The organism is Noviherbaspirillum aerium (genome assembly GCF_008929045.1).
Lineage (GTDB): Bacteria > Pseudomonadota > Gammaproteobacteria > Burkholderiales > Burkholderiaceae_D > Noviherbaspirillum > Noviherbaspirillum aerium.
In genome coordinates this window covers 66,759-83,006 of sequence record NZ_VFAH01000016.1, presented here as the reverse complement: position 1 = coordinate 83,006, position 16,248 = coordinate 66,759, and the positions used below count along the sequence as shown (strand labels likewise).

The 16,248-nt window shown below is 65.1% G+C and carries 17 protein-coding genes; 1 reads left to right on the top strand and 16 read right to left on the bottom strand.

Annotation, left to right across the window (positions count from 1 at the left end; translation table 11 throughout):
* Window positions 1-52 precede the first annotated feature (52 nt).
* Window positions 53-601: a hypothetical protein gene (locus FH061_RS20570; RefSeq protein ID WP_151637708.1), complete on the bottom strand. Its 549-nt coding sequence runs from the start codon at window positions 599-601 to the stop codon at window positions 53-55.
* A 264-nt stretch (window positions 602-865) separates the two neighbouring features.
* Between FH061_RS20570 and FH061_RS20565 the strand changes: the two genes are divergently transcribed.
* The gene (locus tag FH061_RS20565; RefSeq protein ID WP_151637707.1) at window positions 866-2,068 is read left to right on the top strand and encodes a DUF418 domain-containing protein; all 1,203 of its coding nucleotides are present in this window, start codon (window positions 866-868) and stop codon (window positions 2,066-2,068) included.
* A 78-nt stretch (window positions 2,069-2,146) separates the two neighbouring features.
* On the opposite strand, the gene FH061_RS20560 is transcribed toward FH061_RS20565, so the two are convergent.
* The 15 genes from FH061_RS20560 to FH061_RS20490 form a co-directional block, all read right to left on the bottom strand.
* Window positions 2,147-2,533: a winged helix-turn-helix transcriptional regulator gene (locus FH061_RS20560; RefSeq protein WP_225984765.1), complete on the bottom strand. Its 387-nt coding sequence runs from the start codon at window positions 2,531-2,533 to the stop codon at window positions 2,147-2,149.
* Window positions 2,534-2,760: 227 nt separating this feature from the next.
* Window positions 2,761-4,146, bottom strand: a complete 1,386-nt coding sequence (locus FH061_RS20555) for a VWA domain-containing protein (RefSeq protein ID WP_151637706.1) — start codon at window positions 4,144-4,146, stop codon at window positions 2,761-2,763.
* A gap of 22 nt (window positions 4,147-4,168) precedes the next feature.
* Window positions 4,169-4,771 (bottom strand): TadE/TadG family type IV pilus assembly protein, encoded by a 603-nt coding sequence (locus FH061_RS20550; protein WP_151637705.1) that lies wholly within the window; start codon window positions 4,769-4,771, stop codon window positions 4,169-4,171.
* Window positions 4,768-5,247 carry a TadE/TadG family type IV pilus assembly protein gene (locus FH061_RS20545; protein ID WP_151637704.1) on the bottom strand — a complete coding sequence of 160 codons (480 nt, stop codon included), beginning with the start codon at window positions 5,245-5,247 and terminating at the stop codon, window positions 4,768-4,770. Before FH061_RS20545 ends, FH061_RS20550 begins: the two co-directional genes overlap by 4 nt.
* A 24-nt stretch (window positions 5,248-5,271) precedes the next feature.
* A complete protein-coding gene (locus tag FH061_RS20540) occupies window positions 5,272-6,417 on the bottom strand; it encodes a LytR C-terminal domain-containing protein (RefSeq protein ID WP_192805167.1) in 1,146 nt (381 codons plus the stop codon).
* 64 nt (window positions 6,418-6,481) lie between these two features.
* Window positions 6,482-7,423 carry a type II secretion system F family protein gene (locus FH061_RS20535; protein WP_151637702.1) on the bottom strand — a complete coding sequence of 314 codons (942 nt, stop codon included), beginning with the start codon at window positions 7,421-7,423 and terminating at the stop codon, window positions 6,482-6,484.
* Between the two features lie 19 nt (window positions 7,424-7,442).
* Window positions 7,443-8,411 carry a type II secretion system F family protein gene (locus FH061_RS20530; protein WP_151637701.1) on the bottom strand — a complete coding sequence of 323 codons (969 nt, stop codon included), beginning with the start codon at window positions 8,409-8,411 and terminating at the stop codon, window positions 7,443-7,445.
* A 9-nt stretch (window positions 8,412-8,420) separates the two neighbouring features.
* Window positions 8,421-9,791: a CpaF family protein gene (locus FH061_RS20525; protein ID WP_151637700.1), complete on the bottom strand. Its 1,371-nt coding sequence runs from the start codon at window positions 9,789-9,791 to the stop codon at window positions 8,421-8,423.
* A gap of 38 nt (window positions 9,792-9,829) precedes the next feature.
* Entirely contained in the window at window positions 9,830-11,023 is a 1,194-nt protein-coding gene (locus FH061_RS20520; RefSeq protein WP_151637699.1) for an AAA family ATPase, read from the bottom strand.
* 45 nt (window positions 11,024-11,068) lie between these two features.
* Window positions 11,069-11,365, bottom strand: a complete 297-nt coding sequence (locus FH061_RS20515; RefSeq protein WP_151637698.1) for a hypothetical protein — start codon at window positions 11,363-11,365, stop codon at window positions 11,069-11,071.
* A gap of 26 nt (window positions 11,366-11,391) precedes the next feature.
* Window positions 11,392-12,933 (bottom strand): type II and III secretion system protein family protein, encoded by a 1,542-nt coding sequence (locus FH061_RS20510; protein WP_225984764.1) that lies wholly within the window; start codon window positions 12,931-12,933, stop codon window positions 11,392-11,394.
* Window positions 12,934-12,989: 56 nt separating this feature from the next.
* Window positions 12,990-13,856, bottom strand: coding sequence for a Flp pilus assembly protein CpaB (gene cpaB, locus FH061_RS20505; RefSeq protein ID WP_151637697.1), 867 nt, complete (start codon window positions 13,854-13,856; stop codon window positions 12,990-12,992).
* A 64-nt stretch (window positions 13,857-13,920) separates the two neighbouring features.
* Window positions 13,921-14,535, bottom strand: coding sequence for an A24 family peptidase (locus FH061_RS20500; protein WP_151637696.1), 615 nt, complete (start codon window positions 14,533-14,535; stop codon window positions 13,921-13,923).
* 83 nt (window positions 14,536-14,618) lie between these two features.
* Window positions 14,619-14,828, bottom strand: a complete 210-nt coding sequence (locus FH061_RS20495) for a Flp family type IVb pilin (protein WP_151637695.1) — start codon at window positions 14,826-14,828, stop codon at window positions 14,619-14,621.
* A gap of 593 nt (window positions 14,829-15,421) precedes the next feature.
* A complete protein-coding gene (locus FH061_RS20490; protein ID WP_225984763.1) occupies window positions 15,422-16,213 on the bottom strand; it encodes an ATP-binding protein in 792 nt (263 codons plus the stop codon).
* Window positions 16,214-16,248 lie beyond the last annotated feature (35 nt).

Sequence of the window (16,248 nt, the reverse complement as noted above, 5' to 3'; positions counted from 1 at the left end):
CGCTTCCTGTCGCTCCCTGCCGCTCTTTCCCGCTTGTTGCGCTTGCCTTACTTTACTGCCCGCCCGTATTTCCCGTATTGCCTGCACTGGCCGCATCGCGTCCGCCGCTCGCGCCGCCTCCGGTCAGCGCGGTGCCCGAGCCGGAAGACGTTCCTGTTCCGGTGCGCGTGTCATCCGCGCTTGCGGCCGAACCCAGGCCTGTGCCGCCGGCCGCGTCGGCTCCCGCAGCGGGGCTCACCTGTTCTCCGCCCAGCGAGCCTCCCGCCGTACCCGGCACGCCCGAGGCATCCGATAAATCCCGCGCTCCGTCGCCGCCCGGACCGCCGCTTTTACTGCCGGCAAGACGAGCGCCCGCCGCCGCATCGGTTCCGCCGCCGGCGCCGACGACAGCAGCGTTGCCGCCATGGTGCACCTGGTCCGCGGGAGACGAATGGCGTTCCTCCTGCCTGGCCGCCCTGGCGGTGCCGGTTTCCGTCACCGGCACCGGGTTGTCCGGCGGCAGGCGGCTTTCGGATTGCCGGCTCGCATCGCCGTTCAATGCATTCGGGACGGCGCTTCCCGGATTGCCTGGAGTTGACTGGTTGGTTTGATTGGGATTCATGGATCTCTGGCTCCGAATCGATGGAATGGACCGGTTCGATTCCGTCATCGCGGCAAAGTTGCCGTTCATGCCGTCATGTCGCGCAAGGCTCCGGCCGACTGAACTTCATGATGCAGGCGCCCCTCTTGTCTTGTTTGTCTTGTTTGTCTTGTTTGTCTTGTTCATGTGGCGATGCCGGTAAGATCGCCGCATCATCATCATCATCGAAGAAGGAGCAATGCCGTCGTGCAATCCCAGGCCAGTATCGCCACACCGGCAAATACAATGCAGGCGCCTGTCCGCCATGCGCATATCGATGTCTTGCGCGGCGTGGCCGTGTTCGGCATTCTCGTGGTCAATATCTGGTCGTTTGCATGGGGTTTCGGCAGCCTGCGCTACGGCGTGCTGCCCGATGCGGCGACGCTGGCGGACCGGGCCACGGTGTTCGGCATTGCCTTCCTCGCGGAGCAGAAGTTCTATCCGATCTTCGCTTTCCTGTTCGGCGCGAGCTTCGCATTGCAGACCGCCTCGTTCAGAAGCCGTCTGCCCGACTGGAGCAGCGTGCGCGGCCGCTATCGCCGCCGGCTTGCAGCCCTGCTCCTGCTCGGCATCATGCACGGCACTCTTGTCTGGGCCGGCGATATCCTCACCATCTACGGCAGTGTCGGCTTCCTGATTGTCGGCCTGGCCGGTGCCCGGCGGAGCAGTGTCGGCATCCATCTGTGGAACTGGTCGGTGGTGTGGCTGGTGCTGATTGCCTGCAACGCCGCCATGGCGCTCACCGCCTATGCCGACAGCGATCCCTATACCCTGGGCGCGCGGCTGGCCGGCGAAGCGCGTTCGGCGCATGTTGCGTATGCCTATGGTTCGCTGGGCCAGCATTTCATTCAGCGGCTCATCGACTATCTCGCCGTCAGCATGAATTCCCTGTTCATGGTGCCGCATGTGCTGGTGCTTTTCCTGCTCGGCATCTTCGCGGTCCGCGCCGGCTGGCTGACCGAACCGCTGCGCCATGCAGACCTGTGGCGCAGGGTGCGCGCAAGCGGCTATGCCGTCGGCATTCCGTTCAACCTGCTATGGGCCTGGGTTGTATTGACCGAGACCGCCAATCCCTTCAATGCCGATGCATTCGGCCTGACGGTGTACTCCCTGCTGCCGCTCGGCGGCTCCTTTCTCGCCGCAGCTTATGTGGCAAGCATCATGCTGGCGGCCGCTGGCCGGCCCGCATGGCCGCAGCGCTGGCTCGCACCGGTGGGCCGCATGGCGCTGACCAGTTATCTGACGCAGTCGGTGATCGGCGTGGTGCTCCTGCAAGGCATCGGGCTCGGCTGGGCAAGGCATGTCGCCGCCGCGCCGGCGCTGCTGCTGCCGGTGCTTGCGCTCATCATGCTGTGCCAGGTGCTGTTCAGCCGCTGGTGGCTGTCGGGGCATGCGCAAGGACCGGTGGAATCGATGATGTCGCGGTATGTGGGACGCGGGCCGTCCTGAGTATGGGAACTTGTTTCGGACCGCCGGACCGCCGGCGGGTAAGGACATTGAAAGGAACATTGAGAGGAACGAAGGCGCTCATCCAGGCGGAGACGCCTGCGCCTCGCCCGTCGTGCCGCTGAATTTCGTATGTTCCGTCGCCCAGTCGATCAGCGCCTTGGCCGGGCCGGCAAACGACTTTCCATGGTCGGTCAGTGCATACGTCACCTTGACGGGCTTGCCGGCATCCACGGTTCTCACCACCAGCCCCTCGCGCTCCAGCGCCCGCAGGGAGACGGCAAGCATGCGCTGCGAGATGCCATCGATAGTGCGCTTGAGTTCCGTGAAACGCATCGGTCCGCCGTCCAGATTGCCGATAACGAAAATGCACCACGGCGTACCGATCTCGCCAAGAATGTCGCGGGGCGTCATGCCGGCTCCGTGGCCGGCATCCTGAAGTAGTTCGGCTGCGTTCATGCTGTCCATGTTCTTTCCACTCCTGTTCTTTGCCCGGCGCATTCGGACCGGCCTTCCCGGTAACTTCCCGGTAACTTCGCGGACCGCCATCAGGGCGGCACTTGCGCCGCCGTCTTATATAAGTGACATCGTGGCGGCGCAGGTTCCTGCGCCTGTCGCCGATTTCCATCCGAGCCCTTTCGTCCTGACCGGACTGACGATCCCGCAGGATTTGCCGGCGGCGCCGCGAAAGCGCGCTAACGCGTAATCCTCAGGATCTCCGCCCGCATGTTGGCAAAGCACGGCTGCAAGTCGTCCGCCGTGCGGGCGTGGCAATAGACGCCCACCGGCTGGTCCGCGCCGGCCGCGCGGCAGCGCGGCAAGGCGTCCGGCGTATTGGCCATGCACTTCATGATGTTCTCGCCGGTGTCGTCGGACGACAGCTCGGGGCCGATGGCCTGCTGCAGCAGCGGACCGAGGCCGAGCGTAAAGACGTGGATGCCTTCGGCGCGGGCGCGCGCCGCCAGCGCCTCGACCATGTTCCTGGCCGCGTGATTGATGTTGACGAACGCCCGCTCCGGCGTGCTCGTATCGTTCTGAACGAGGCGCGGACCGCCGCCCACGATGGGAAACTCGCGGTCATTGATGCCATGGGCGTTGTACCAGTCGGGCAGGGCGTTGGGCGTGAGGATGGATGCCAGGTTGCGGTTCTGCCCGCATCCGCCGCCCACCAGTTCCTGCGTCCTGTCCTGATCCCAGAGGCCGCGCGGCGCTTCCCGCATGAGCACATCGTCGGTGGTGCTGATCACGCCGGAAGCGGTGCAGTTGGCCCAGGGCTGGAACTTGAAGACCGAGGCCAGCGAATTGGGCGTGCCGTCGGAGAACAGGACGATCACCCGCAGGCTGGAGCGGTCGGGCGCCGTCACCCGGTTGAGCTGCTGGCGCGCATGCCACAAGCCTTCCACGGAATTGGTCGCTCCCTTGAATTGCAGGCCGGCGATCTGCTGCACGATGCGGCGCTTGTCGAAGCCGCGCATCGGGCCGGTGCGGATCGGTTCGTCGACCTCGGCGCCGTTGGAGAAGTGGATCAGCGACATCCTGTCGGTGCTGCTGCTGAAGCCGCTCATGAAGGTGGCCGCATGCTGCCGGATTTCGGCCGCAACCGGGACGAGGGAACTCGAGGTATCCATGACGAAGGCCATGTCGATATCGCGCCGGGTGGTATGCGCCGTGGCCTCGATATCGAGCGTATTGAATCCGAAGACGCGCATGAAGCTGACCGCGGTATTGGCGTGCGCCTGCACCTTCACGGTGATCTGCCCGCGTGCCGGCGAGTTGAACTCCACCTGCGTGCCGGTGATCCCGGCGGTCGAGCCGAGATAGCCGGCCGGGTAGTTCGCCGCGAAGAAATTGCGGGCCGCCGTCTCCGCCTGCTGGCGCTGCTCCGCTTCATTGTCGCCGTGCACGACGGCGCGGGCGCCCGCGACCGCCGCCGCATCGACCGCCGCATTGAGCCTGGCCTTGATCAGGTAGCCCAGGCCGGAATCGACCGCCAGTCCGAGCGCGCCGACCAGCACCACCAGGGACAGCGCGAGAATGATGAAGACCTGCCCGCCCTGTGCTTTTCGTGTGAACTTGTTCATGCTGTTTTTCCGTGCGAAAGAGTCAAAACACCGTCATTGCGTAAAGGTCGGGATTCAGTGCGGGCAAGCGGAAATCGCCCAGGTCGAGGCTGCCGAACAGCAGCGGGAAGCGATAGAACACTTCAACCTGATAGACCACATCGCCGTCGTTCAGGCTTCCGGACAGGACATCGGTTTCCGGGGCGCCGGACAGTGGCGGAAATCCGGCGCAGTTGCCTTCCGCATCCCAGTAGGTGCCGGCGCCGCCGCAGGACCAGGCGCCTGCCGACGGCGCATGCGTGCCGCCGTTCCAGCGGACCTGTCCGATCACCGCATTGCTGCTGACGCCGTTCTTGCGCGAAGCGAGAATCCTGGTGATGTGGATCATGCCGTTGGCGCGCATGTCGAGCGGCTGCGCGGTGGCGGCCAGCGCGTCCATCAGTTCCTGCGGATTCATCGCGGTGCGCGATGCCAGGTTGGCGCCCTCGCGCGACAGGTTGGTGATGATCATGTTGGCCTGGATCACACGGGCGAAATCGACCACCGGGATCAGCAGCAGAAGCAGCAGCGGCAGGCAGAACATGAACTCGATGGCGGCGCCGCCGCGAATGAAATGGCGTGGTAGATGGCGTCGATCGCGTTTCATCGGAATTCCTCGTTTCGCATGGTGGCGGCGACGGTGAAGCGGTAGATCCCGTCGTCGAAGAAGGGCTGCACGACCGGACTCATCAGCGGCCAGGCGCCTTCGAGCCGCAGAACGAAGACCTGGCCGGGTGCGCCGAACATGCCGGCGTGGTACTGGCTGTCGTTGCCGGCATAGTTCACGCCGTTGATCCGCGGCGATATCCGGTCGTACAAACCCATCGAGCTGTCCTTGATCTTTTCAATCACGGCCAGGTGACGCTGCGGGTTGCCTTGCGGACCGAGATCGCTGAGGCCCGTGACGGCGTAGCGGGCGCCTTCGCGCACCGCATACTGCATGGTCAGGTTGACCCAGAACATGACGCACAGGTCGATCACGGCAAACAACAGGAAAAACACCAGCGGCGCGACGATGGCGAACTCAACCGCCGAGGCGCCGCGCTGGCGACGCTTGTATCTGTTCCGAAAGGCTGCTTGCATGCTTGTCTCCTGCCTTCCCGTGTCTTAGCGCGCCGCCAGCTGCATCTCGGACGAACGGATGCTTGCCAGGACAGACCTCTTGCCGAGGACTAGGCGCACCGCGGAATGGTCGCCGGCGTCGCGGGTACGGGTGTTGTTGACGACGGCCGGCGGCACCGCGAACATGCTGCTCAGCTGCAGGGCCTGCTTGCGATAACCGTCGCGGTAGAGAATGACGGTGCGCTGCTGCGTATAGGGAGCAAGGGCGGTCGTGCGGCTTACGACGATGCCATTGCCGCCAAGGCCGCTTGCGATCCTGTCTGCCAGCGCATCATCGCGCGTGCCGTTGGCGATCTCGATGACGATGCCTTTTGCGCCCGCCGCTGCCGATACCGCCGCGACTTGCAACTCCTTCATCGGGACCGCTTGCGCCTTGCCTGCCGGCGGCTGATCGGCGAGAGTCGTTTCCATGGCAAGCTCGGCTGCCGGCGCCGGCGCCGGTGCATGTGCATGTACCGTTGTCTCTGTCTGTGCCGGTGCCGGTTCGGCGACGCCTGCGGGTGCATCCGCAAGTTCAGGTGCAGGTGCAGGTGCAGGTGCGAAGGCCGATGCCGGTGCGGCTTCCGCCGAAGGTTCGGCCACCGCTTGCGCGCGCCTGTCGTTGACGATGGCGCCCACGCGCTCGTAGGCGAGGGTGAGATTGCCGAATGCGCGCGTGTTCGACGGATCGAGCATGATGGCCTGCACCAGTTCGGGCATGGCGGCGGAGTAGTTTTCTTCCAGCATGTAGGCGTATCCCAGGTTGCTGCGCACATGGGAAAGTGCCGGCTGCTGCTGCAGGATGGTCTTGAATTCCGCCATGGCCGAGATCATGTCCTTTTGCGCGAAGTAGATGGTGGCCAGGCCATTGCGGGCTTCGAGATGGTTTTCATTCTTTGCCAGCGCCGCGCGGTAGGCGCTGGCGGCTTCATCCAGGCGGTTTTCCTGCTGGTGATGGCGTCCGAGCTGATACAGCGACTCGGCGCTGTCGTCCGAATGGCGGATGGCGACGATCGGCTGAATGCGCAGTTCGTTCTGTTCGTTGAGTTCATGCTGTTCGCTGCTGCCGGCATGCGCCGGCGCAGCCATGGAAAGCGCGGCGAGAGTGGAAAGGGCGCATGCGAGCGGGACGGAGAGCTTGGCGAATTTCATGGCGGTCATCCTTGGATTGAGTGTGTCGTTACGGTGTCTGCTGGGTTGGATATGTCTGCTGCATCTACTGCGCGCCGAGGGAAGGCATCAGCACGCGGGTGATCTGGATGAAGGACGGGCCCACCATGATCAGGATCAGCGCCGGGAAGATGCAGAAGATCAGCGGCATCAGCAGCTTCAGCGCGATCTTGGCCGCGCGCTCCTCGGCCTGCTGGCGCCGCTTGGTGCGCAGGTGGTCGGCATGCACGCGCAGCGAGTCGGCGATGCTGGTGCCGAACTGCTCGGCCTGGATCAGCATGGTCACCAGCGAATCGACTTCGCCCACGCCGGAACGCAGCGCCAGGTTGCGCAGCGCCATTTCCTTGCTGCTGCCTGCGCGCAGTTCCAGCGTCGTGAGGTGCAGCTCGCTGCTCAGCACCGGCGAAGCCGAAGTCATTTCGGCGGCGATGCGGCCGATGGCCATGTCGGTGTTCAGGCCGGCTTCCACGCAGACCGTCATCAGGTCGAGCGCATTGGGCAGGTTCTCGAAGATCTCGCGCTGGCGGCGGGCAATCGCAAGCTTCAGGAACAGGTTCGGAAGAACATAGCCGACCGCGGCGGCGGCCGCGATGGCCACCAGCAGGCCAGTCGTCTTGAGGCTGGCGCCGGCCAGGGTGAACGAGAGCCATGCCAGCACCGGCAGCGCGACGGCCAGCACTACCTTGAGCGCGAAATAAATCGTCGGCGCATGCTCGCTGCGATAGCCGGCCTGCATGAAACGGCTGCGCAGAGCGGAAATCTTTTCCTGCTGCTCCGGCGCGGAGAGGCGGGCCAGCGGGCCGGACATGCGGACCACCTGGGCCACCCATTCGGCGGCGGCGGGTGACGCCGGGGAAGCGTCTTCCGTGGCGAGGGCGCGCACGCGCCTGCGCGCCTTGACGGTGGAGACCGCCTGGGCCAGCAGCATGCAGCCGGCAAACACCGCCAGGAATACGATGGCGAGAATCAGTGTGGATTTGGTAATCATGTGGTTTTCCTTCCTGCGCTCATACACGAATGCGGATGACCGAACGCATCCAGAGAACGCCGACCCCCATCAGGGCGGCGACGATGACCAGCATCTTCGCGCCGGCGGGATCATTCCACAGCGGTTCCATGAAGGTCGGATTGACCAGGTACAGCACCGCGCCCAGGGCGAACGGCAGCAGGCCGAGGATCCAGGCGGAGAGGCGTCCTTCCGCCGAATACACCTTGATCTGGCTGGCGAGCTTGAGACGTTCGCGGATGATCCTGGCGATGACATCGAGAAGCTGCGTCAGGTTGCCGCCCACTTCGCGCTGGATCAGGGTGGCGACCACGAAGTAACCGACGTCGCTGCCGGGGATGCGGGAGGACAGGCCCTTGAGCGCTTCCTGCATGGGGATGCCGTAGGTCACCTCGTCGTGCACGATGCGGAATTGTCCGGCCAGCGGCTCCGGCATTTCATCGGCCACGATCTTGATCGCCGTCGGCAGCGCATGACCGGCGCGCAAGGCCCGGCTCATCAGTTCCAGCGCCTCGGGCAGCTGCTGCTCCATGGTCGCCAGGCGGCTGGTGCGGCGGCGCAGCAGCAGGACCAGCGGAACGGCGCCCGCGGCCAGGCCGGCCGGGATGCTCGCCAGCGGCGAGGCGCCCCTGAGGCCGAGCAAGGCGAGCACGGCAAGGAAGACGCCGCCGCACAGCAGGAGGAAACGCGCCACCGTCATCGGCGAGCCGGCCTGTTCCAGCAGGCGCGCCAGGACGTCGGCCATCTTGAAAGCGCCGAGGAACCGTTCCACGCGCGCATTGCCGCTGAGGCGGCGGCGTTTCTGCAGCGTGACTTCGGCCGGGGCTTCCATGCGGTCTTCGCGCAGGCGGCGGGCGAGGCGGCGCGCGCCCTTGCTGTAGAAGGCGTTCCACCAGAGATAGAGACCTTCCACCAGCAAGGCCGCCGACACGAAGACGGCGAATGCCACGGCAATATGCAGGATATCCATGTCGCTTCCCTATGCTTTCACGTCATACTGGCGCTGCGGATCGAAGATTCCCTCCGGCAGCGTGATGCCCTTCAGCTGCAGGCGTTCGCAGAAACGCGGACGCGTGCCGGTGGCGCAGAAATGGCCGCGCACGCCGCCGTCCGGCGCCACGCCGGTCTGGCGGAAGGAAAAGATTTCCTGCATGGTGATGACATCGCCCTCCATGCCCGTCACTTCCTGCACGCTGAGCACGCGGCGCCTGCCGTCCGACAGGCGGCCGACCTGCAGCACGACAGATACCGCCGAAGCGATCATCTGGCGCGTGGTGCGCGCCGGCAGCGACATGCCGGTCAGCGCGATCATGTTTTCCAGGCGCAGCAGGGCGTCGCGCGGCGTGTTGGCATGCAGCGTCGCCAGCGAGCCGTCGTGGCCGGTGTTCATCGCCTGCAGCATGTCGATCGCTTCGGCGCCGCGCACTTCGCCCACCACGATGCGGTCGGGGCGCATGCGCAGCGCATTCTTGACCAGCGCGCGCTGCGAGATTTCGCCCTTGCCTTCGATATTGGCCGGGCGCGATTCCAGGCGCACCACGTGCGGCTGCTGCAGCCGCAGCTCGGCGGTGTCTTCGATGGTGACCACCCGCTCGTCGGCGCCGATGCAGCCGGAAAGAATGTTCAGCATGGTGGTCTTGCCGCTGCCGGTGCCGCCCGAAACGAGGATGTTCAGGCGCGCCTTCACCATGCCTTCGAGCAGATGGGCCATCGGCGGCGTCAGGCTTTGCAGGCCGATCAGGTCCTGCATGCCGAGGGCCTTGGCGCCGAAGCGGCGGATCGACATGACCGGCCCGTCGACGGCCAGTGGCGGAATGATCACATTGACGCGCGAACCGTCGGCGAGACGGGCGTCGACCATGGGGCTGGATTCGTCCACGCGGCGTCCGGCGCCGGACACGATCTTGTCGATGATCTTCATCAGGTGGCCGTTGCTGCTGAAGCGGATTCCGGTTTCCTCCAGCTTGCCCATGCGCTCCACATAGACATGGTCGCAGGTATTGACCAGGATGTCGGACACCGCGGGATCGGCCAGCAGCGGCTCGAGCGGGCCGAGGCCGAGGACTTCGTCGAGGACATCGCGCACGACGTTCCTGCGCTCGGTATCGTTGAGCGCGACGTTCTCGGCGACGAGCACCTTTTCCGCCAGGGATTTCAGCTCGTCGCGGCGTTGCGTCGGCGGCAGCTTCTCGACCAGCTTCAGGTCGATCTGGTCCAGCAGGGCCAGGTGGGCGCGCAGCTTGATATCCTGGTAGACCTGCTGGTCACGCGTGTTCCTGTGCGATGCGGCCGGTTCTTCCTGTACGGCGGCTTCTTCATAATGCATCTGCAGGCGGTTTCGTAGCGACATGTTGTTCCCCTTATCCGATGATGTTCCCGATACCGCGTTCAGGCGCGCTTCAGGATCCGATTGAACCAGCTGGTTTCTTCCGCGGGCGCCTTGCCGAGCAGGTCGGCGGCCCAGGCCTCCAGGCTCCTGGCGATGGGGCTGCCTCCCGCCAGCTTCATCACCGCGATCCCCTGGTTGGCCGCCGCCTCGGCGGCTTCCGCGTGGTGCGCCACGGTACGGCGGATCGCGGTCTTGCATGCCGCTTCCAGATCCTTGATGCCCAGTGCGCCGTCCTTCTGGAAACGGTTGACCACGAGTTCGATTTTCTGCGCCGGATATTCCAGCGAGCCGAAGATGCCGAGCATGCGCTTGGCGCCGCGCACGAAGGGCAGGGATGCCTGCATGACCGCGAAGATCGTGTCGGCATGGTCCAGCGCGCGGATCGTCAAAGCGTCGAGATTGCGGCCGGTGTCGAGGATCACGTAGTCGTAATGGCGGCTGGCCAGCGTGATCAGCGCATCGACATGTTCCGGCTTGATCTCCAGGCCGAACGCCGGGTCGGCCGGCGCCGCGAGGATGTCGAAGCCGGGGCGAGCCTGCATCATGTTCGCCTTCAGAAAGGCTTCGTCAAGGCGGGAGATGTTCTGCACCACGTCGGCGATGGTGGCGGCCGGCTTGTCATCCGAGAGGTACAGGGCCGCATCGCCGAACTGCAGGTTGAGGTCGAACAGCGCTACCCGCGCATTGCCCTGAGCGGCGAGCGCATAGCCGAGATTGGCCGCGAGGAAGGTTGCGCCGCTTCCGCCCTTGCAGGAGGCGAAGGCAAGCACCTTGCCGGAGTTGCCGTTCTGCGTTCCCGTCTTGCCGGCCTTGGCGGCAATGCGCCCGATGGCCGCGTCGAGCGCCGCGATGTCGGCGTCCGGCGCCAGCACTTCGCGCACGCCGGCACGCATGGCCCGGATCAGGAAGTCGGGCGACTGGCCATGATGGAGGAGGACGATGGCCATGCCCGGATGCTGCATGCCGATCTGTTCCAGCGCCAGGAGCGCCGCCGACAGCGCGGCCTCGTCGTTATCCTGGCAGTCGACGATCAGAATGTCGGCCGACAGTTGCGTAGTGATGGCGCCGAGGCGTTGCGGCGCGCACTCGATCGCCGTCACTTGCAGGCGGCGGTTGGTCGATGCCAGGATGCGTCCGAAGGCATCGAGGCGATGCTTGCCGGCGGACACGATGGCGAGGTTCAGGTCGTTCATGCTTTCCCCTGTTTCAAATCTGGTCGCTGTCTGTTGTCGCCGCCCTTAGCGGGCGCTGCCCGTGCCGGTGCCGAGCACGCTCTGGTGCGGTGTCGGCGCGGCAAAGGATTTCACATAGCGGCTGGTGGCTTCCATCGCGGACTTGCCGTCCTGCGCCGGGTTGTCGGTCCTGGCCGACGCGGCGCGATTGATGGTCTGGGCATCCTTGAGCGTGCCGAGCGCGTTGCCGAACTGGCTGTCCAGGTTCGGCGTGAGCGGCGTGCAGCTTGCGGATGCCGTGACCGCGATGGCGACTGCGGCGGCGAGTGCGATCGGGCGAGCCGTGTTTCTTGCGGATTTCATGGTCTTCTCCTGACTTGCTTGGGTGCTTACTTGATTTCAAAACCGGTGGGGTGCGATTGGGCCTTTGCCGGTCGTGCCGCCGGCGCCTGGGCTTTTTGTCCTTCCATCTTTCCCTGAATGAAAAACTCTTCGCGGCTGGGTTCGACCAGATGGTCGGTGGGCAGCGGGAAGGTCTGCGGCAGGGGCTTGACCAGGCGCGGGGTGACGATGAAGACCAGTTCGGTCTTGTCGGTCTGGAAGTCGCTGCTGCGGAACAGCGGGCCGAGCACCGGCAGTTCGCCCAGCACCGGCAGGGCCTTCATGCTGGTGACCATGTTGCTCTTGATCAGGCCGCCGATCGCAAAGCTTTGGCCGTCGAACAATTGCACCGTGGTGGCGGCGCGGCGGGTGGTGATCAGCGGCAGGACGGCATTGCCGCCGGTGCCGGAAGAAGAGATGCCGACGCCTTCGCGCGACAGCTCGGAAACTTCCGGTGACACCTTCAGGTTGATGCGGCCGCCTTCCAGCACGGTCGGCGTGAAGCGCAGGCCGACGCCGAACTCCTTCTCTTCCAGCGTCACCTTGCCGTTCGCGTCCTGCGCCACCGGGATGAAGATGCGGCCGCCGGCGAGGAAGCTGCCGTCCTGGCCGCTGATGGCCATCACGGTCGGCTCGGCGAGAATCTTCACCAGGCCGTTCCTGCGTTCGGCATCGATCTGCAGGAAGCCGTCGCCGCCCTTGTCCAGGCGTACGCCGCCGTTGCCGTTGCCGCCGAATTTCGACAGCAGGCCGAGCGTCCAGCTGCCCTTGTTCGCGGTGGCGTTCAGGCCGACGCCCATGTGGTCGAGCAGGGTCTTGGAAATCTCCGCGACCTTCACTTCCAGCATCACCTGCTGCGGCGCGCCCACCGACATCATGTTGACGATGCGCTCGTAGCCGGTGCCTGCCGCGCCGGCGCCGCTCCCGCCGGCACCGCCCTTGCGCACGAAGGCGCTGGCGATCGTCAGGATGCGCTCGACTGCCGCCGCGTCGCTGGCGGTTCCGCTGATGACCAGGGAATCGGCGGCGGCGCTGACCTTGATATCCTTCTCGGCCGGCATCAGTTCGCGCAGGCTGTCGCGCACGGCGGCGGTGTCCACACCCACGGCGACTTCCACCATCGCGCAGCGGCCGTCCTTGTCCTGGAACATCAGGTTGGTGGAGCCGACCTTCTTGCCGAACACGAAGAACATGCCGCGCGGCTTTGCGGAAGTCAGCGGTTCGATCTGGACGATCTCGGGATCGGCCACGGCGCGCAGCCAGGCCGGCGACGGCAGCTTCAGCGAGGAAAGATCGATGCGGGCGGACTTGCCTTCGGCCACGCGCAGGTTGGCGGCGTGCGGAAATTCGCCGGTGCATACCGGCACCGCCGCGGCCTTGGCGGGAGCGGACTCCGCGCGTTTTGCCTTGTCGTTGTCGGCGGCAGCCTGGGTTGGCGCGGCATGGGCCAGGCCGGCGATGGCGGTGGCGGCGACGGCCGCGATGCAGTGCCTGAGCAGCCTGCCACCCTGATGCGGCAGCGGCCGCGCGAGCATGTGGTTGGTATTCATGATGTTCCCCTTGTCGAATCCTTGAATTCCTGAAATCCGCGTTGAACCGGCCCGGCTCAGCGGCACTGTGTGATCTGTCCGGAGCCGGTCAATATCGACTGGCATTCCTGCCTGGCCGCCGGCTGCGTGTTGGCGGTGTTTTTCCTGGCGGGCCTGGGTGCTTCGGCGGCAGATGCGGCGGGCGCGGCAGGCTTGGCCTTGGCAGTCTCCGGCTTGGCCTGCGACAGCAGCGTGGCCTTGGTGGCGCCGGCGGTCTCGGCCGGTTGCTGGTCGATCTGGTTGCGCAGTACCAGGGAGAGCTGGCCGACGCTGCGCGCCAGGTCCAGCTTTTCAGCCTGTTCCGGAGTCACTTCGAGCGTGACGGCATTGACGACCTTGGGCTTGGTGTCGTTCTGGCTGGCTTCCTGCGCCACGGCCAGCACCAGGATCCGCTCCAGGACCAGCTTGGAAATGTTCTGGTCGCTGATGTCGGACGGCTTGCGCTCGCCCTGGGTGCTGACCAGGATGTCGACATAGTTTCCCGGCAGGGCGAAGCCGGCGACGCCGATGACGTCATTGACGCGCACGGTCATCGCGCGCTTGCCTTCGGCCACCACCGCGGAAAGTCCGCCGGTCGCGCCGGGCAGGGCGAGCTTCGATTCCAGGATGGGTTCGCCGCGCTGCACCGCCACGCGCGTGACGCGGCTGTCGATCTGCTTGCTGTCGCTGAAGGCGCCGGCGGGCACGCTGTCGGCCGGCCAGTCGGCCAGGCGTACCACATCGCCGTTGAGGCGCGTGCCAAGATTGATATCCGTCGACGCGACCATGACCTTGCGCGTATTGCCGCCGGCCTCCTGGTTCATCCACTGCGACGAGAGCGCGACGGCGCCCGCGGCTGCGGCGAAGGACACGCCGATCATTACCATGGCTTTTGAGCCTTTCATACTTCCTCCCTTGTTCATCTAAAGATTGCCCTGAACCGCTTGTGCGCCGCCAGATGGCCGGCTGTCATTGAAATACGCTTGCAAACCACGGAAGCTCGACGCCGCCGCGCCTGATGGCGATGCAGATCAGCGTTCCCGCCGCAATCGCCACGCCGTAGGGCATCTTTCCCGCCGGCTCGGGCATCGCGGAAAACGCCGGCATCTCATTCATCGCCAGCTTGAAATAACTGGCCAGCAGCATCGTGCGCAGGTTGTCCGCGAGACGGCGCAGCCTGTCGGCGTGGATGGCCACGACCAGCGACAGCGCGCCGCCCGCGATCAGGGTCGCCAGCACGACGGGCAGCATGGCCTCGGCGCCCAGGAACGCGCCTGTCATCGCGAAGAGTTTTACGTCCCCGGCTCCGAGTGCGCGCAGCAGATACATCGGCAGCATGAGACAGAATCCGGTAGCCAGTCCCGCCAGCGCGGCGCCGATGCCAGCCGCGCCCGGCAGGGCGCTGAGGAAGCCGTTCCCCTCGGGCAGGACGCTGTTGAGCGCGCATCCGGCGCCGATGCCGGCGAGGACAAGCTTGTTGGGAATGCGGCGGGACTTCAGATCGCTGCACACCGCAGCGACCAGGAATGCGCCCAGCAGAAACAGCACACCGTCGGCGATCAGCGCTGGGGTAAGTTGATGCATCGTTTGCCTCCGGCGGATTGATTAAAGTGACTTGCTTGCCACCGCCCGGCATGGCACCGCCATGCCGGATCGGGGACTGGGTTTTAAGACAGGATCGCCGCGCACGTGGTACCGGTGCCGCCGAGCTTGGTGGCGATGGTGTTGAAGGTGTTGCAGAGTCTGCTGCCCACGCTCGACACCGCGATGACGATGACCACCGCGATGAGCGCGGCCAGCAGGCCGTACTCGACGGCGGCAGCGCCCTCTTCGTCACGCAGAAAACGCACTGCACCGGAGAAAAATTGGTTCTTCATACAAGCTTCCTTTCATCACAAATGACAAGTTTGAATTTGACGGAGAGGCCGGAAGCGACGCATGCTTACGAGGCACTTGCCAACTTCCGGTGCGGCCCCTGAACGACGCCGCTCCCCTGGTTCGACCCAAGTAACCGTCTGCGAATGGGCCTCGGCTTCGAAGCGTCATGCAGTTCAGATCGATTACTTAGTTATGTGTGGTAACTGCAAGAAACATGGTTCAGCCCGCCGGGGACTGTTGAGGTTTGTTGAGAATCGGGGGTGAACCGAGGACGCGGGAAGAGATTGTCGTATTTGCCACGGGCATGAGGATGCCGTTCCCGACACCCGCGAGGGCATGGAGCGTACGCGATGGGCAAGGGATGGAAAGGAAAGCAGGGAGCGAATGCCAGGCATGGCGACGCGCCATCGCCAACACGCGTTATGATGCGAACGCATCTCCCGAACGAAGTGGGAACAGGCCCTGGCGTTGCTTGTTTTTCATCACTGTTCCGAAGTGCGGCCACCGTGGCTCATGCCCGTGGCAATCGGGGGCTTTCCGATGGATGGAAGCACGACCGCCGCGGCGGCTTATCCTTTCAGGAAAGGCTCCATCAGGATTTTGTCCCGGACGCCATCGTCCCGATGCCGGCAAGAATCGCAACGAGTTTCTGGGTATCGACCGGCTTGACGAGAAGATGATCGAAGCCGGCCGCCAGCGCGCTTTCCCGGTCGTTCTGCTGGCCGTATCCCGTCACGGCAATCAGCACGGCGTCCCTGGTTTCCGGCATGTCGTGCAGGCGCCTGGCGAGTTCATTGCCGTCCATTTCGGGCAGGCCGATATCGAGCAGGCATACCTGCGGCCTGCTTTCCCTGGCCCGTTGCAGCGCCCGATGCGGGCCATGTTCGACCAGCACCTGGTGGCCCAGTGCTTCCAGCAGCATCGCCAGCATGGCGGCGGCGTCCATGTTGTCGTCGACGATCAGGATGCGCAACGAATCCGCGCAGATCCGCGGATCGGTTTCGGCGATGCCGCGGTCGCCGGGCTGCTGGTTGTCTTTCAGGCGCGGCAGGCACACACGGAAGGTGCTGCCCTTGCCGACGCCGTCGCTTGAGCAGGTCACGGCGCCGCCGTGCAATTCCACCAGGCTCTTGACCAGCGCCAGGCCCAGCCCGAGTCCCCCCGAGGATCGGTCCGATGTGCGTTCCGCCTGAGCGAAGAGGTCGAATACCCGCGTGACCAGGTCGGCCGCCATGCCGATGCCGTCATCGCTCACCTCGATGATCACCTGCGCTTCCGTCAGCTCGGTCTTGATCGCGATATGGCCGCCGTCGCGAGTGTACTTGGCGGCATTGTTGAGGATGTTTACGACCACCTGCACCAGCCGCTTGCGGTCTCCTTCCACCCTCAGGGGGCGCGGCGCCAGGTGCAGGACAAGCT

Bases quoted from the DNA above. Each gene is read 5' to 3' on its own strand.
- FH061_RS20550 (WP_151637705.1), bottom strand. From the start codon at position 4,771: ATGAAACGCGATCGACGCCATCTACCACGCCATTTCATTCGCGGCGGC.
- FH061_RS20540 (WP_192805167.1), bottom strand. From the start codon at position 6,417: ATGAAATTCGCCAAGCTCTCCGTCCCGCTCGCATGCGCCCTTTCCACT.
- FH061_RS20525 (WP_151637700.1), bottom strand. From the start codon at position 9,791: ATGTCGCTACGAAACCGCCTGCAGATGCATTATGAAGAAGCCGCCGTA.
- FH061_RS20545 (WP_151637704.1), bottom strand. From the start codon at position 5,247: ATGCAAGCAGCCTTTCGGAACAGATACAAGCGTCGCCAGCGCGGCGCC.
- FH061_RS20500 (WP_151637696.1), bottom strand. From the start codon at position 14,535: ATGCATCAACTTACCCCAGCGCTGATCGCCGACGGTGTGCTGTTTCTG.
- FH061_RS20535 (WP_151637702.1), bottom strand. From the start codon at position 7,423: ATGATTACCAAATCCACACTGATTCTCGCCATCGTATTCCTGGCGGTG.
- FH061_RS20495 (WP_151637695.1), bottom strand. From the start codon at position 14,828: ATGAAGAACCAATTTTTCTCCGGTGCAGTGCGTTTTCTGCGTGACGAA.
- FH061_RS20560 (WP_225984765.1), bottom strand. From the start codon at position 2,533: ATGGACAGCATGAACGCAGCCGAACTACTTCAGGATGCCGGCCACGGA.
- cpaB (WP_151637697.1), bottom strand. From the start codon at position 13,856: ATGAAAGGCTCAAAAGCCATGGTAATGATCGGCGTGTCCTTCGCCGCA.
- FH061_RS20570 (WP_151637708.1), bottom strand. From the start codon at position 601: ATGAATCCCAATCAAACCAACCAGTCAACTCCAGGCAATCCGGGAAGC.
- FH061_RS20565 (WP_151637707.1), top strand. From the start codon at position 866: ATGCAGGCGCCTGTCCGCCATGCGCATATCGATGTCTTGCGCGGCGTG.
- FH061_RS20515 (WP_151637698.1), bottom strand. From the start codon at position 11,365: ATGAAATCCGCAAGAAACACGGCTCGCCCGATCGCACTCGCCGCCGCA.
- FH061_RS20520 (WP_151637699.1), bottom strand. From the start codon at position 11,023: ATGAACGACCTGAACCTCGCCATCGTGTCCGCCGGCAAGCATCGCCTC.
- FH061_RS20510 (WP_225984764.1), bottom strand. From the start codon at position 12,933: ATGAATACCAACCACATGCTCGCGCGGCCGCTGCCGCATCAGGGTGGC.
- FH061_RS20555 (WP_151637706.1), bottom strand. From the start codon at position 4,146: ATGAACAAGTTCACACGAAAAGCACAGGGCGGGCAGGTCTTCATCATT.
- FH061_RS20530 (WP_151637701.1), bottom strand. From the start codon at position 8,411: ATGGATATCCTGCATATTGCCGTGGCATTCGCCGTCTTCGTGTCGGCG.